General features: G+C 51.8%; 11 protein-coding genes. 8 read left to right on the forward strand and 3 right to left on the reverse strand.

Translation table 11 applies throughout. The features are described from left to right. Positions 1 to 81: 81 nt before the first annotated feature. Entirely contained in the window at positions 82 to 1,434 is a 1,353-nt protein-coding gene (gene yegD / locus FDX24_RS15140) for a molecular chaperone (protein WP_137364552.1), read from the reverse strand. A gap of 136 nt (positions 1,435 to 1,570) precedes the next feature. On the opposite strand from yegD, the gene alkA reads away from it, so the two are divergent. Further along, positions 1,571 to 2,440 (forward strand): DNA-3-methyladenine glycosylase 2, encoded by an 870-nt coding sequence (gene alkA / locus FDX24_RS15145; RefSeq protein WP_137364553.1) that lies wholly within the window; start codon positions 1,571 to 1,573, stop codon positions 2,438 to 2,440. Here the strand turns inward: alkA and FDX24_RS15150 are convergent. Beyond that, the gene (locus tag FDX24_RS15150) at positions 2,408 to 5,737 is read right to left on the reverse strand and encodes a diguanylate cyclase (RefSeq protein ID WP_137364622.1); all 3,330 of its coding nucleotides are present in this window, start codon (positions 5,735 to 5,737) and stop codon (positions 2,408 to 2,410) included. The genes alkA and FDX24_RS15150 overlap by 33 nt on opposite strands. 315 nt (positions 5,738 to 6,052) lie before the next feature. Here FDX24_RS15150 and udk point away from each other — a divergent pair, with 315 nt between their 5' ends. The 3 genes from udk (at position 6,053) to asmA (ending at position 9,246) form a co-directional block, all read left to right on the forward strand. Then, a complete protein-coding gene (gene udk, locus FDX24_RS15155) occupies positions 6,053 to 6,694 on the forward strand; it encodes a uridine kinase (protein ID WP_005128328.1) in 642 nt (213 codons plus the stop codon). 91 nt (positions 6,695 to 6,785) lie between these two features. Next, positions 6,786 to 7,367, forward strand: a complete 582-nt coding sequence (gene dcd, locus FDX24_RS15160; protein WP_003036774.1) for a dCTP deaminase — start codon at positions 6,786 to 6,788, stop codon at positions 7,365 to 7,367. A gap of 25 nt (positions 7,368 to 7,392) precedes the next feature. Further along, complete coding sequence (gene asmA / locus FDX24_RS15165) at positions 7,393 to 9,246, forward strand: outer membrane assembly protein AsmA (protein ID WP_116360250.1); 1,854 nt, start codon at positions 7,393 to 7,395, stop codon at positions 9,244 to 9,246. A gap of 44 nt (positions 9,247 to 9,290) precedes the next feature. On the opposite strand, the gene FDX24_RS15170 is transcribed toward asmA, so the two are convergent. Then, positions 9,291 to 10,874 carry a TerC family protein gene (locus FDX24_RS15170; protein WP_048212046.1) on the reverse strand — a complete coding sequence of 528 codons (1,584 nt, stop codon included), beginning with the start codon at positions 10,872 to 10,874 and terminating at the stop codon, positions 9,291 to 9,293. A 656-nt stretch (positions 10,875 to 11,530) separates the two neighbouring features. Here FDX24_RS15170 and FDX24_RS15175 point away from each other — a divergent pair. The 4 genes from FDX24_RS15175 (at position 11,531) to wcaA (ending at position 16,203) form a co-directional block, all read left to right on the forward strand. After that, positions 11,531 to 12,670 carry a polysaccharide export protein gene (locus FDX24_RS15175; protein WP_137364554.1) on the forward strand — a complete coding sequence of 380 codons (1,140 nt, stop codon included), beginning with the start codon at positions 11,531 to 11,533 and terminating at the stop codon, positions 12,668 to 12,670. Between the two features lie 5 nt (positions 12,671 to 12,675). Then, entirely contained in the window at positions 12,676 to 13,125 is a 450-nt protein-coding gene (gene wzb, locus FDX24_RS15180; RefSeq protein ID WP_101741482.1) for a low molecular weight protein-tyrosine-phosphatase Wzb, read from the forward strand. Then, positions 13,122 to 15,284 carry a tyrosine-protein kinase Wzc gene (wzc, locus tag FDX24_RS15185; RefSeq protein WP_137364555.1) on the forward strand — a complete coding sequence of 721 codons (2,163 nt, stop codon included), beginning with the start codon at positions 13,122 to 13,124 and terminating at the stop codon, positions 15,282 to 15,284. Before wzb ends, wzc begins: the two co-directional genes overlap by 4 nt. A gap of 76 nt (positions 15,285 to 15,360) precedes the next feature. Next, positions 15,361 to 16,203 carry a colanic acid biosynthesis glycosyltransferase WcaA gene (wcaA, locus tag FDX24_RS15190; RefSeq protein ID WP_005128312.1) on the forward strand — a complete coding sequence of 281 codons (843 nt, stop codon included), beginning with the start codon at positions 15,361 to 15,363 and terminating at the stop codon, positions 16,201 to 16,203. Positions 16,204 to 16,220 lie beyond the last annotated feature (17 nt).

Consider the following 16,220-nt stretch of genomic DNA (forward strand, 5'->3'; position numbering starts at 1 on the left):
AACCTTCCCTAACCCTCACTCCTGAAAATAAGCCACAGTAACGATGATGTCAATACGCGCACCTTTGAGCCTGCGAGCCGCTTAGCGGAAAACAACGTCAGCCCAGCGGGCCAGTCCGGCGGTGACAGAGCCGAAATCATCGCCACCGGCGATAGGGATCCCCGGAAGCTGTTCAGCAAGGGCTTTTTTGATCAGCGGTGAACGGGCGCTACCGCCGGTCAGATAAATGACATCCGGTTTTTCCTGCGCGTTATCCAGCGCTAAGTTAACCTGCTCAAGAATACGTGCCAGCGGTTGATTTAACGCCATTTCCAGTCCTTGCTGGCTGATAGCGGTGGCCAGCGCATCGCTGATAAACGGCAGTGCCGCGGTAACATTTGTCTGGTCAGAAAGCGCAATTTTGCTCTCTTCTGCGCTGCGTACCAGGCGATAACTCAGGCGTTCACGCCAGACTTTAAGCAGCAGCGCGACTTTGTCTGCTTCACGCGCGTCGCGGACAAGATCGTTGAGTAAACGTCCATTGGCGGTACTGTAGAAATCACTTTGCGCGGGAACATCGTTGATCGCGACCGCATTCCACCAGGGTAAAATCGGCAATGCGATGCCTTTTTCCGTTTCGCCGCCCATGCCCAGCAGTGGCATCAGATGTTTAAAGGCTAACGCAATATCCAGATCGTTACCGCCCACGCGGCAACCGCTGTGTCCCAGCAGGCTGTTTTCGCGATCGGCGCGCTGATGCCATTGCGGCCCCATCAGCAGTAGCGAACAGTCAGTGGTGCCACCGCCGATGTCCACCACCAGTACGCGTTTTTCTTCCTGCAAGGTTGCTTCAAAATCCAGACCCGCGGCTACCGGCTCGTACTGGAAGACGACATCCTGAAAACCGGCGCGTTTGGCCGCACGTTCCAGAATACCCTGCGCCTGGGCGTTGGCGTCATCACCGCCTAACCCCTGGAAGTTGATCGGGCGACCGATAACGGCCTGGGTGATCGCTTCCGGCAGCTGGTTTTGCGCCTGATTGCGAATATGCAGCATCATCGCGCAGACCAGATCCTCAAACAGCGCAACCTGCTGCGGCTTCAGACCGCTGGCACCCAGGAATGATTTTGGCGATTTAACAAAGTACACCTCTTCCGGGTCGTCAATGTATTGCGCCAGTGACGCCAGACCAAACTGCACGCTATTGGCGCTAACATCGATGTCTTCATCGCGGTTATAACGCATTGCACGACTCAGTAGCGCCTGTGTTTCGGCATCCGTCGTGGGGACATCATGATGGCGATACAACCATTCGCTCACCGCTTCGCGCGTAGGCGCACAAAGCATTGAGGGCAGTAACGTGCTGTTGTTTTCCATTTTGAGCAAGTGTGGCTGCCCGTCACGCATTACGGCTACTGAACAGTTTGCCGTACCGTAGTCAAAACCAATAAACACCGTAGAAATCCCCATGCCAGTGAAGAAGGGGCGTGACTTTAGCGAAATGTCGCCGCCCCGACAACTGGAATATGAAAGCAAGGCGTATCGATTGAATACTGTTTATGCTGTAGGTTTAACTAAAAAGGACACCTGAATGTTAACACTGAGCTGGCAGCCGCCTTATGACTGGTCCTGGATGCTAGGGTTTCTTGCCGCCCGTGCGGTGGATGGCGTCGAAACCGTCGGGGAGCTGTATTACACCAGAAGCCTGGTTATCGGTGAATATCGTGGACTGGTGAGCGTAGTGCCTGACCTGAAGACACACCAGCTGCAGGTCAGGCTAAGTCCGGGGTTACAGCCCGTTGCGCCAGAATGCCTCGCCAAAATTGAGCGGTTGTTCGATCTTCGCTGTTGCCCACAGCATATTGCTAACGCGCTGGGCAGCCTGGGCGCAGCGCGTCCTGGACTGCGGCTGCCTGGCTCTGTCGATGCCTTTGAACAAGGTGTGAGGGCGATATTAGGCCAGTTAGTTAGCGTTGCAATGGCGGCAAAACTGACCGCGAAAGTTGTACGCGCCTACGGTGACAGGCTTGATGACGCGCCTGAGTATGTTTGTTTTCCCACACCACAAGCGCTGGCTGCAGCTGAGCCTTTGCATCTGAAAGCCTTAGGGATGCCGCTCAAACGCGCCGAAGCGCTCATTCATCTGGCACGAGCAATGCTTACCGGAAGGCTTGCATCGGTTGCACCAGTTGATATTGAGCAAGGCGTAAAGCACTTACAAACGTTTCCCGGTATAGGGCGCTGGACTGCCAATTATTTCGCGCTACGCGGTTGGCAGGCGAAAGATGTTTTTCTTCCTGACGATTATTTGATCAAACAACGCTTTCCGGGCATGACACCAGCCCAGATCCGGCTCTATGCCGAGCGCTGGAAGCCGTGGCGCTCCTATGCGTTATTACATATCTGGTATACGGAAGGGTGGCAGCCGTCAGTTGATAGCGAAGTTACTGGTATTGAGTAGCAGATCCAACGGCTGAGCATCAGCAATGATGTCGCCGTAGATCATATCAATACCGATACCAGAAAGTGCGTCCATAATAAGCGGCATTTGCACGGGGCCGGCGATCGTTTTGATATCCAGTCGCTGTGCATGACCCTGGATAATAGAAACCCACATTTCATCCATCAGGTTGCCGTGAACACTGGCGCTGATCTCACTGTCGAGTAACAGGTAATCGACGGTGTGAAACTTCAGGTTTTCAACAATCTCTAAGTCGCGTCCGACCTGGCTTAAAATAATCCGACAACCCGCGTGACGAAGTCGCTGAATGGCCGATAGGCTCTGAGCTGGATGCGATTTCATCACTCCGGCTGGAACGGTCAGGTGTAATAAGCGTGGTGGTAGCGGACTATGCTGCAACTGCGCCAGAAGTTCATCCACAAGTTCGGTACTCAACAGTCCGGCGGCAGAAAGGGGCAGGGCAATACTGAGCCCCTTACTGGCAATCGCCGTCGCTGCATGCTGGAAAAATTCGTTAAAAACCCGGCGGTCAAGCGCATGATTAAGCGTGGGGTCAACGAGTCCGGTACGGAAAATATGCTCTTCGATAACATCACCGTCCTCTGTTCCCAGGCGCAGTGAGAGTAGCCAGAAGCTGAATGTCTCAGGAATGCGTGGAGAGGCCACTCCCCGGGCGATCATGAGCATCGGGTTGTGCGCAATAATGTGCTTCTGTTCATCAAACGACAGCAGTTCCCGTGAGGCGTGCGTCTGACTTTGCTGGGGTTCATACACGCAGACCCGGCCACGCCCACTATTTTTGGCGGCATAACAGGCGATATCTGCCTGAGACATGACCTCAGTCGCGACATGATTTTTCTCATCGATCAGCGTAATACCCGCACTGGCGCCTATGCGGTGCAGACGGCCTTCCCACCTGAACTGATACTCGTTGATGGCGCTGATAATACGGCCTGAGATAAAGCGAGCGCTTTCGATGTTGCAATCCGGCAGCAACAGGCCGAATTCATCGCCACCGAGACGAGCCAGTACATCGCTGGTACGCAGCATGCTGAGCATCAGAGAAGCAAGTTCGCGCAGCAGGGCATCGCCTGCAGCATGGCCCGCGCTATCGTTCACGGCTTTAAACCTATCCAGATCGATAAAGACCAGAACATGGCGCTGATGCGTATTGTGTACGGCTTGTAGCAATTGTTTCAGATGGTTCTCGAAGCTGACCCGGTTAGCAAGATGGGTGAGGTCATCATGCGACGCGCTGTAGCTCAGTTGGCGTAACATCTTACGCGACTCGGTGACATCCTGAATGACCAGTACGGAGCCAATGCTACCACCGTCAAGGGTACTGAGTGGCGTAATGCTGTACTGAATGTCGTAACTGCTGCCGTTACGGCAATGCAGAACCACCTCCTGCTCTATGGCAGTACGCGACATATCGGCACTGTAGATGTTTTCCATCAATGGGCCGTTATCGCCAAAGGTAATTCGCAGCACTGTCAGTAACGGAATACCTATCGCGTCGTCCTGCTGCCAGCCGCTCATCTTCTCGGCAACCGGGTTCATGAAGGTCACGTTCATGTCGACATCAATGCAAATCACCGCTTCGCCGATTGAGTCCAGCGTGATGTGCAGGCGCTCTTTTTCCTGGTACAGCGCTTCGTTAAGCTGCTTCACTTCGGTCATATCCAAATTGATACCGAGTAAGCGTTCAACTTCTCCGTCTTTATTCAGTACCCGGTTAGCCAACGAGCGGATATGGCGTACGCCGTCACGTACTGCAATACGAAATTCGAGCTTAAAGGGAATTCGTGCGGCCAGAGAGTCGCGAATCACATTTTCAGCATGCTCGCGATCTTCCGGTACGACGCACTCGTACCAGACTTGCCAACTGGGTTTGATATGTAGCGGGACTTCATAGAGATCGAACATGCGCTTATCCCAACTGATCACGTCGGGTTGCAGTTCCCACTCCCAGATACCGATACCGCCCGCTTCGTTGGCGAGGGTAATGCGTTCCATCAGCCGCTTATTCATCCACTCGGTGTGCTTCAGGTCGTTTATGTCTTCAACCTGTGCAATAAAGTAGAGCGGGGTGTTGTCGCTGTGGCGTACCAGCGAAACGGCCAGCAATGCCCAGACAACGTCGCCCGCGCGCGTGTAATAGCGCTTTTCCATGGAGTAACTGTTGATTTCACCACGGACCAACATGCCGAGTTGTTCGAGGTCGTTATTCAGATCTTCCGGCCAGGTGAGCTGCTGGAAGGTCAGCGCTCTCAGCTCTTCCTGACTGTAGCCAAGAAACTGACACAACGCCTTGTTTGCCTGTAACCACTGCCCTTCGGTACCGACCAGCGCCATGCCAATCGCGGAATATTCCATAGCATTACGAAAACGCGATTCGCTTTCCGAGATGTGTTTTCGCTCGGCCCGAAATGCGTACATCACCATAGTCATCATGTTGGCTGGCAACAGAATCATCAAAAACGGCAGCCACGGAATACTTGTCATCACATTCGCTTTCGGGGTGTAGAGCAGCGATGGGTTGGCCGCCAGCATCAGAGAGACCATCAGGACGGTGCTGAGAAAGATTAAAAATGCTTCCATACGCGGCAAACGGACGGCGCTCCACATCAGCAACACAATGACGCAGGTAAACGGCCACGGCACGTACATCATGGAAAGCCAGCTGAACGTTAAGGTGACGAGCAGCGTGATGAGGGTCTCAAGCAGTAAACGTGGATCGCGGTGGCGCAGCAGATAATGAGGCTTGAATAACAGACCTAATGGCACCAGCGCCAGCGCGCCGATGGATTCGGAAAGCACCCAAATGAGAAATGTATTTAACGAGGTTCCCTCCGGGAGCAGTAGCCACATCAGCACACCACCTAACAGCGGAGGGATGACGGCGCTACCCAAGGCCAAACGCGCCCAGTCATTCAGATTCTGTAAGGGGTTATACCAGGGGAGCAGTTTGCGCAATAACATCGCGCCGGCGACCGCTTCAATAATATTGATGGTCGTATAAGTATAGTTAAGCGAGCCTCCAGGAAAAAACAGCAAAGACGCGCCGATGCTGCCGAATGAGCAAGCCAGCGCTATCCCGGGCCACATTTTTCCTGCATGGCGGTAAAACGCCACCATCATGATTGAGGTTGGAAACCAAAGCGGTGCCAGTTGGGTACCGAAGCGCGACAGCTCCAGCGAAAATAGCGTAAAGATAAATGCTACCAGACCTAAACTGGCCAGGCGCAGCAGAGGATGGGGTAGGGTAACTAAAACATGTTGGAATTGTTTACTCATTACCACTTTACCCAAATAGCCGATGTCGGCCAGCAGAGTTACCGGCCGCATCACGTTTAATCTTCGTTTATGCTAGTACAAATAATTTACAATTTATACGCCAGTTGCTCATAAATTAACACGCCCAAGCCATTAATTCCTAAGGCGGGTGAATAAAATTTGAGCCTGCTTTAAAATTAACCGTTTTAATTTGCGACAGGGAAAGCATTGGTGCAGCCTGGGCTGGCATCGCGCGGCTGAAATCCCTATAATTGCCGCGTTTGGCGTTTCGACGCCGCCCTTCCTTACATCCAGGTTAATCAGGTCGCTAAATTTATGACTGATCAGTCCCATCAGTGCGTCATTATCGGCATTGCCGGCGCATCGGCTTCCGGCAAGAGTCTTATTGCCAGTACCCTTTATCGCGAATTGCGTGAACAAGTCGGTGACGAACATATTGGCGTTATTCCCGAAGACAGCTATTACAAGGATCAAAGCCATCTGTCGATGGAAGAACGCGTAAAAACGAACTACGACCATCCGAACGCGATGGATCACAGTTTGCTGTTTCAGCATCTGCAAACACTTAAACGTGGTTCCGCCATTGAATTGCCCGTTTATAGCTATGTTGAACACACGCGCACACAAGAAACTATTCATATTGAACCTAAGAAAGTCATTATTCTGGAAGGCATTTTGTTGCTGACGGATGCACGTTTGCGTGATGAAATGAACTTCTCTATTTTTGTTGATACGCCGTTGGATATTTGCCTGATGCGCCGTATCAAACGGGATGTGAATGAACGTGGTCGTTCAATGGATTCGGTGATGGCGCAGTACCAAAAAACCGTACGTCCGATGTTCCTGCAATTTATTGAGCCTTCAAAACAATACGCCGATATCATCGTGCCTCGCGGGGGTAAAAACCGCATTGCTATCGATATTCTGAAGGCGAAAATCAGTCAGTTCTTTGAATAAGTTCAGCGAATTGTGTACCGTTCAGTGATAACCTGGTTCACCCTTAACGCGCCTGGCATTAAGGGTTTGAAGCACGAAAGGAGAAAGTGCCATGCGTTTATGTGACCGAGATATTGAAGCCTGGTTGGATGAAGGTCGTCTGTCGATCAATCCACGTCCTCCTGTCGAGCGTATCAATGGCGCAACGGTAGATGTGCGTCTTGGTAACAAATTTCGTACGTTCCGCGGTCATACGGCGGCGTATATCGATTTGAGCGGACCGAAGGATGAAGTCAGTGCTGCGCTTGACCGCGTAATGAGTGATGAAATTGTCCTCAAAGACGGTGAGGCGTTTTTCCTGCATCCGGGTGAATTAGCGCTGGCGGTAACTTTCGAATCCGTTACGCTGCCTTCCGACCTTGTTGGCTGGTTAGACGGCCGTTCTTCGCTGGCACGTCTGGGCCTGATGGTACATGTTACGGCACACCGTATTGATCCGGGCTGGTCGGGGTGCATCGTCCTGGAATTTTACAACTCAGGAAAATTACCGTTGGCTCTGCGCCCCGGTATGCCGATAGGGGCACTGAGCTTCGAACCGCTTTCCGGTCCGGCAGCGCGACCTTACAACCGTCGCCAGGATGCGAAGTATCGCGATCAGCAGGGCGCGGTAGCCAGCCGGATCGATAAAGACTGAGTGTTTTCAGTCCATTGGGGATAGCATGAGACGATTTCTGACGACGCTGATGATTATTCTGGTCGTGCTGGTGGCCGGTTTCTCTGCGTTAGTATTGTTGGTTAATCCGAATGATTTCCGCGCATACATGGTGAAGCAAGTTGCGGCGCGTAGCGGATATCAACTGCAGTTGGATGGTCCTCTGCGCTGGCACGTATGGCCCCAGTTGAGCATTCTCTCCGGGCGCATGGTGCTAACGGCCGAAGGTGCCAGCGAACCGCTGGTTCGTGCCGACAATATGCGTCTGGACGTCGCCTTGTGGCCGTTGTTGAGTCACCAACTCAGCGTAAAGCAAGTCATGCTCAAAGGCGCGGTGATTCAACTCATACCTGAAACCGAGGCTGTGCGCGGAGTCGATGCCCCTGTTGCGCCAAAAGATAATACACTGCCGGATCTGGCAGAGGATCGTGGATGGTCGTTTGATATCGCTCGCCTGCGCGTGGCTGACAGCGTTCTGGTATTCCAGCATGAAGACGATGAACAGATAACGGTTCGTGATATTCACCTGAATATGGAACAGGATGCCCAGCATCGTGGAACGTTCGATTTCACCGGCCGCGTTAACCGTGACCAGCGCGACCTGACGTTGTCCATCAGCGGCGCTGTCGATGCGTCTGACTATCCGCATGATTTAGTCGCCAATATTGAGCAACTGAGCTGGCAGTTACAGGGCGCTGACTTGCCGCCGCAGGGGATCCGCGGCCAGGGGCAGCTTCAGGCTCGGTGGCAGGAAGAGAAAAAACAGCTCAACTTTACGCAGATTAACTTAACTGCTAATGACAGTTCACTCGCCGGGCAAGCTCAGGTGACGCTGGCGGAGAAACCCGCATGGGACGTCAATCTGAAATTCGGCCAGCTCAATCTGGATAACCTGATTGTACAGCATGATGCTCTGGCGGCGACAGATACCGGGGCACAGCAGAGTCAGAGCCAGTCGACGTTGGCGCGACCAGTCATTTCCTCGCAGGTTGATGCCGTCTCTTATCAGGGGCTGCAAGGATTTTCCGCCAACATTGCACTACAGGCGGATAAAGTTCTCTGGCGGAAAATGGCATTTGATCATGTTTCTGCAAAAATCGTCAACCAGGCTGGCTTGTTGAATATCAATGAGTTGCAGGGGAAAAGTGACGGTGGATTGATCTCACTTCCAGGTTCGCTGGATGCCAGAAAAGGCTCACCACGGGCAGTCTTTCACCCACGGCTGGAAGGCGTAGAAATCGGCACTATCCTGAAAGCTTTTGACTATCCGATAGCCCTTACTGGCAAGCTGTCACTGGCTGGCGATTTTTCGGGCTCTGACATTGATGCGCAGGCATTTCGCCACAGCTGGCAAGGACAGGCCAATGTTGAGATGAGCGGCACGCGTATGGAAGGCATGAACTTCCAGCAACTGGTGCAACAGGCGGTTGAACGTAGCGGCGGTAATGCAGGCTCACAACAGGATTTGGATAATGCGACGCGGCTGGATCGCTTTGTGACCGATCTGACGCTGGATAACGGCAAGGTTACGCTGGATAACATGGAAGGGCAGTCTGCCATGTTGGCGCTTTCGGGTAAGGGCACGTTAGATCTGGTTGAGCAAAATTGTGATACTCAGTTTAACGTGCGCGTGCTGGGCGGATGGAATGGGGAAAGTAAATTGATCGATTTCCTCAAAGCGACCCCAGTTCCGCTCAGGGTCTATGGTAAGTGGCAGTCGTTGAACTATAACCTGCAGGTGGACCAACTCTTGCGTAAGCATATGCAGGATGAAGCGAAACGCCGATTGAACGACTGGGCCGATCGCAACAAAGACTCTCGCAACGGCAAAGACGTTAAAAAGCTGCTGGATAAACTTTGAACCCTGGTGCCGGATGGCGGCTTCAGCCCCATCCGGCATGTCGCTTATACCTCGTAATCCATCTCTTCTTCACTGCGCAGTGGTATCAACTGGACTTTCTGCACTCGATGGTTTTCTACTTGCAAGGTTTTCAGCAAATAGTCGCCAACCTGTACTTCCTCTCCGGTTTTCGGGATGCGCTGCAGATACTCCATTAACAGCCCGGCAATGGTGTGGTACTCACGTTTCTCATCTAATGGGATCGGGACATACTGCACCAGGTCTTCCAGCGGCATATGGCCGTTTGCCGTCCACGACCCATCGGCATTTTTCTGAATATCATGACGAGCGTCGATCTCTTCGACTTCATTTGGCAAGTTACCCGCGATGGTTTCCATCACGTCGCTGAGCGTCACAATTCCTTCCACCGAACCAAACTCATCGGCCACAAAAGCGAAGTGCGTCCGGGCGTTTCGGAACTGCTCCAGCGCAGGAAGAAGCGGCAGGGTTTCCGGGAATACCAACGGCTGGCGAAGTAAGACGCGCAAATCGAGCGGTTCGCCACGCAGCGACTGTTGCAGAAGGTCAATTACATGCACCACACCGAGCAGTTCTTCCTGTTCATCTTCTCCGGTTACGACCAGGCGCGTATGCTGGTTTTTCTCCAGTAGTGTGCGAATTTCTGCTTCCGGAGCATTGAGATCAATATGCTCGATATCATGGCGTGACGTCATGATACTGCTGACGGTTCGCTGATTAAGGTTCAGTACGCGCTCAATCATCCGCCGTTCTTGTGGTGCAAAAATCTGGCCTTCATGATGATCCGCCAACATAGCGGCAGTTTCGGCATCCAGCTCGGCATCTTCTTTTTGACCGCTTATCAGACGCATCACCGCCTCGGCGGTACGCTGGCGTAACGTGTGGTTAGCCGACAGGAAGCGACGACGGTTAAAAATAGCCAACTGGTTCAGGGCTTCTATCATGACCGAGAAGCCGATAGCCGCGTACAGATAGCCTTTCGGTATGCGAAAACCAAAGCCTTCCGCGACCAGGCTGAAACCAATCATCAACAGGAAGCTCAGGCACAGAATAACAATAGTTGGGTGGCTGTTAACAAAGCGGGTCAACGATTTACTGGCCAGCATCATCAGGCTGATGGCAATGATCACCGCCGCCATCATGACCGCCAGATGATCAACCATACCAACAGCGGTGATCACCGAGTCCAGTGAGAAAATGGCATCAAGTACCACAATTTGCGCGACCACGCCCCAAAATTTCGCACCCCGACGTTGGGTGGGATTGTCGCTGTCTTTCCCTTCCAGCCGTTCGTTGAGCTCCATAGTGGCTTTAAACAGCAGGAAGAAACCGCCGAACAGCATGATCAGGTCGCGGGCGCTGAAGCTGAAGTCCCGAATGCTGAACAGAGGTGTGGTCAGCGTCACCAGCCATGATATTGATGCCAGCAGCAGCAGGCGCATAACCATCGCCAGCAGTAGCCCGGTAATACGCGCCTTATCCCGCTGGGATGGCGGGAGTTTCTCCGCGAGGATGGCAATAAAAACAAGATTATCAATGCCAAGAACGAGTTCTATCACGATTAGCGTGACGAGTCCGGCCCAGATTGACGGATCGGCAATCCATTCCATAGTAAATGCTATACCCATAGTTATATGACAATTGTCACAATTCGATCATGGGTAAAACCGACGAAAAATGCAATGGCGAGAAGGGATTTCTCTGCCCTTTATATCAGGACAGAGGCGAGAGAATAGTCGGAAGGTAACTGCAAGAAATGGCTTTATTTATGCAGTTATATTTAGGAAATATCGCAGGCTGGATATTTATATATTAACATTGTCAACATCAATAAAATCCTAAAAATATACATACCTTATGCTTAATATTAATCTTAAAAGGCTACATTTCAGGGCTTGTTATCTTGCCTGCTATTCGGTTAGCTGCAACAATTCTTCCCGTAATAATCAAAAGAGAAATATGTTGCCAGTATCGCACCATGCTATTACTGATGGGCAGGCGCTATGAATATGATGACAACAGCGAGGATGGTAAAAATATAAATTAATCAGTGCATTGGTAGCCAATAAAGCCAGGGGCGGTAGCGTGCCTGGTCGCCTGATGATAAACCTAAATTATTCTGTCAAGAGACTGCAGATGGATTCATTTTTTTTAGGACTGATGCCAGTTAAATTTCTATTCAATTAACGGCAAGGTGAATGCAAACAGGCGTAATCGCTATTTAAAACGCACGTGATAATGACTCTGCCAAAGTGATAAATAATCAATGATGAAATCCAAAATTAAATTGATGCCAGTATTGGTGTCGGTAATATTGATCAACGGTTGTACCGTGTTTCCGGGCAGCAATATGTCTACCATGGGCAAAGATGTGATTAAGCAGCAGGATGCCGATTTTGATATCAACCGGATGGTGAATGTTTATCCGCTTACCCCTCGACTGGTTGAACAATTGCGTCCGCGACCGAATGTTGCTCAACCTAATATGTCGCTGGATCAGGAGATCTCCGGGTATCAGTACCGGGTCGGACCCGGCGATGTCCTGAATGTCACCGTCTGGGATCATCCCGAACTCACCACGCCTGCGGGACAGTATCGTAGCTCAAGCGATACAGGAAACTGGGTGCAACCTGATGGCACCATGTTTTATCCCTACATTGGCAAAGTTAGCGTGGTGGGAAAAACGTTGGCAGAAATTCGTAGTGATATTACCGGGCGCTTAGCGAAGTACATCGCAGACCCGCAGGTGGACGTTAATATCGCCGCATTCCGCTCGCAAAAGGCATATGTCTCCGGGCAGGTGAATAAATCCGGTCAGCAGGCCATCACCAACGTACCTCTTACTATCCTTGATGCTATTAATGCCGCAGGCGGCCTCACAGAAGCGGCCGACTGGCGCAACGTTGTGCTGACTCACAAAGGGCAGGAGCAACGCATTTCACTGCAAGCGCTAATGCAAAATGGCGATCTGAGCCAGAACCGTCTGCTCTATCCTGGCGATATTCTGTTTGTCCCACGAAATGACGACCTGAAAGTGTTCGTGATGGGTGAGGTGAAAAAACAGAGCACCCTCAAGATGGACTTCAGCGGTATGACACTCACCGAAGCGCTGGGTAATGCGGAGGGCATCGACCTGACCACCTCCAATGCCAGTGGCATCTTTGTTATTCGTCCATTAAAAGGCGAGGGTGGACATAACGGCAAGATAGCCAATATCTACCAGCTTGATATGTCTGACGCGACATCGTTGGTGATGGCGACCTCTTTCCGACTCCAGCCTTACGATGTGGTGTATGTCACGACCGCGCCGGTTGCTCGCTGGAACCGTTTGATCAATCAGTTGCTGCCGACCATTAGCGGTGTTCGTTATATGACGGATACGGCCAGCGACCTTCACAACTGGTAATCGCCATGTTTAACAAAATCTTAGTTGTCTGTGTGGGGAACATTTGCCGTTCTCCGACGGCAGAGCGCTTGTTAAGGCAATTTCATCCGGCGTTGACGGTGTCTTCCGCTGGTCTCGGCGCGCTGGTAGGCAAGGGCGCCGATCCGTGCGCTATCAGTGTGGCGCAGGCACATAACTTGTCGCTGGAAAATCATTGTGCACGGCAAATCTCGGGACGGATGTGTCGGGAGTATGACCTGATCCTGACCATGGAAAAACGCCATATTACGGCGTTGTGTGAAATGGTGCCGGAGATGCGCGGCAAAGTAATGCTGTTTGGCCATTGGGACAGCGAACGCGAAATACCTGACCCGTATCGTAAAAGCCGTGATGCGTTTGATGCGGTGTATGCACTACTTGAGCGGTCTGCCCAGCAATGGGCCCAGGCACTGAATGCGGAGCAGGGAAAACAATGACAGAAAAAGAAAAACAGTCTGCCACGTCGGCAACAGGCAACGATGAAATCGATATCGGACGTCTGGTGGGGACCGTAGTCGAAGCACGCTGGTGGGTACTGGGCATAACCGCCGCATTTGCGCTATGTGCGGCGCTCTACACCCTGTTTGCCACGCCGATCTACAGTGCCGATGCGCTGGTACAAATAGAGCAAAACACCGGCAGCTCGTTAGTTCAGGATATTGGCTCGGCGTTATCCAACAAGCCACCTGCTTCTGAAGCGGAAATTCAGCTTATTCAGTCACGGCGGGTATTGGGCAAAACGGTAGACGATCTTAATCTGGATATTTCCGTCACTAAAGATTCATTTCCTCTTTTTGGTGCCGGCTGGGACCGTCTGATGGGCCGCCAGAATGAAACGGTCAATGTAACGACTTTCGCCTTGCCAACGTCAATGAATGAACAGACCTTCACGTTGAACGTACTGAACGACAAAAGTTATCAACTGGTGAGTGACGGCGGCTTTAGCGCTCGTGGCCAGGTTGGGCAGTTACTGAACCATGACGGTGTAACGATGCTGGTTGAGGCGATTCATGCCAGTCCGGGTAGCGAATTTACCGTCAGTAAGTTCTCCACGCTTGGCACGATCAACAATCTGCAAAATAACCTGATGGTGACGGAAACAGGTAAAGATACCGGGGTGTTGAGTCTGACCTTCACGGGGGAAGATCGTGCACAAATCCGCCAGATCCTTGACAGTATTACCCGCAACTATCTGCAACAGAACGTGGAGCGTAAATCTGAAGAGGCCGCTAAAAGCCTGGCATTTCTGGCAAAACAATTACCGGAGGTGCGCAACCGTCTGGACGTTGCCGAAAACAAACTGAATGCATTTCGTCAGGATAAAGACTCCGTCGATTTACCGCTGGAGGCCAAAGCGGTGCTGGACTCGATGGTAAATATTGATGCTCAGTTAAATGAACTGACCTTTAAAGAAGCTGAAATCTCCAAACTGTTCACCAAAGCGCACCCGGCGTATCGCACGTTGCTGGAAAAACGCCAGGCGCTGGAAGATGAAAAAAACAAGCTTAACGGGCGCGTGACGGCGATGCCGAAAACGCAGCAGGAAATTGTCCGCCTGACGCGTGACGTGGAGTCCGGCCAGCAGGTCTATATGCAACTGCTGAATAAACAGCAGGAGCTGAAGATCACGGAAGCCAGTACGGTTGGCGATGTGCGCATTGTCGATCCTGCCATTGCCCAGCCTGGTGTCCTGAAACCGAAAACGGCGCTGATTATTCTCGGCAGTATCCTACTTGGTTTGATGCTTTCAGTGGTTGGCGTGCTGCTACGGTCGCTGTTCAATCGCGGTATTGAAAGCCCGCAGGCGCTTGAAGAGCAGGGCATCAGCGTGTATGCCAGCATTCCCCTGTCAGAATGGCAAAAAGCGCGTGATAACGTTCAGACCATCAAAGGTGTGAAACGCTACAAGCAAAGTCAGTTACTGGCTGTGGGGAATCCGACCGATCTCGCGATAGAAGCGGTGCGAAGCCTGCGTACCAGCCTGCACTTCGCCATGATGCAATCACGTAATAATGTGCTGATGCTTACCGGGGTCAGCCCGTCGATCGGCAAAACATTTGTCTGTGCCAACCTGGCTGCGGTTATCAGTCAGACCGACAAGCGCGTACTGCTGATCGACTGTGATATGCGTAAAGGCTATACCCATGAGCTGCTCGGGACCAATAACGTCAACGGTCTGTCTGAGATCCTTAGCGGCAAGGGTGACATTCCCTCCTGCGCAAAACCAACTTCAATTGCACATTTTGACCTGGTCCCTCGCGGGCAGGTTCCCCCTAATCCTTCAGAACTGCTGATGAGCGAGCGCTTTGGCGAGTTGATGACCTGGGCCAGTGCGAACTATGACCTGGTGCTGATCGATACGCCGCCAATACTGGCCGTGACCGATGCAGCTATCGTTGGTCGCCACGTCGGAACCACGCTGATGGTGGCGCGTTACGCGGTCAATACGCTGAAAGAGGTGGAAACCAGTCTGAGTCGTTTCGGGCAAAACGGAATTCAGGTGAAAGGGGTGATCCTCAACTCCATTTTCCGGCGCGCCAGCGGGTATCAGGATTACGGTTACTACGAATACGAATACACGTCGGATTCGAAATAGATAACTAACAGCAACGCATATCGAATGTAGGCCTGATAAGCGTAGCGCCATCTGGCAACTTTATCTGGGACAAAAAATGACGACAGACAACCCGCTAATTTCTATTTATATGCCCACCTGGAACCGCCAGCAGTTGGCTATCCGGGCGATTAAATCGGTGCTGCGCCAGGACTATAGTCACTGGGAAATGATCATTGTCGATGATTGCTCTGCCGAGTATGAGCAGCTGCAACAGTTTGTTGAGGCGTTAAACGATCCACGCGTGAGCTATACGCATAACGAGATGAACTCCGGCGCGTGCGCAGTACGCAATCAGGCCATCATGCAGGCCAGTGGGCAGTACATTACGGGGATTGATGATGACGATGAGTGGACGCCGAATCGCCTGAGCTCATTCCTTCAGTCTCGTCATCAACTGGTAACGCATGCTTTTCTATACGCTGATGATTATGTCTGTGAAGGTGAGGTTTATTCACAGCCAGCCAGTCTGCCGCTGTATCCAAAATCGATGTACTCACGTCGCCGATTTTATAAACGCAATATCATTGGTAATCAGGTCTTTAGCTGGGCCTGGCGTTTCAAAGCATGCCTGTTTGATACGACGTTAAAAGCCGCGCAGGATTACGACATTTTTCTGCGCATGGTCGTGGCCTACGGTAAACCCTGGAAGGTAAAAGAGGCGACGCAGATCCTGCATGTGAATCACGGCGAGATGCGTATTACCTCATCCCCACATAAGTTCTCCGGTTACTTCCAGTTCTATCGCAAACACAAAGGTAAATTTGACCGGGCGAGTAAAAAATATCAGCTGTTTACTCTTTATCAGATCCGTAACAAGCGGATGAACTGGCGCACATTGCTGACGTTGCTTTCCATCCGTAACGGCAAACGCCTGGCTGACGGTCTGCGAGGACGTTAAGTATGCTGAGTCAACAT

This window comes from Citrobacter sp. wls716 (assembly GCF_005280975.1).
In the GTDB taxonomy this organism is placed as follows: domain Bacteria; phylum Pseudomonadota; class Gammaproteobacteria; order Enterobacterales; family Enterobacteriaceae; genus Citrobacter; species Citrobacter youngae.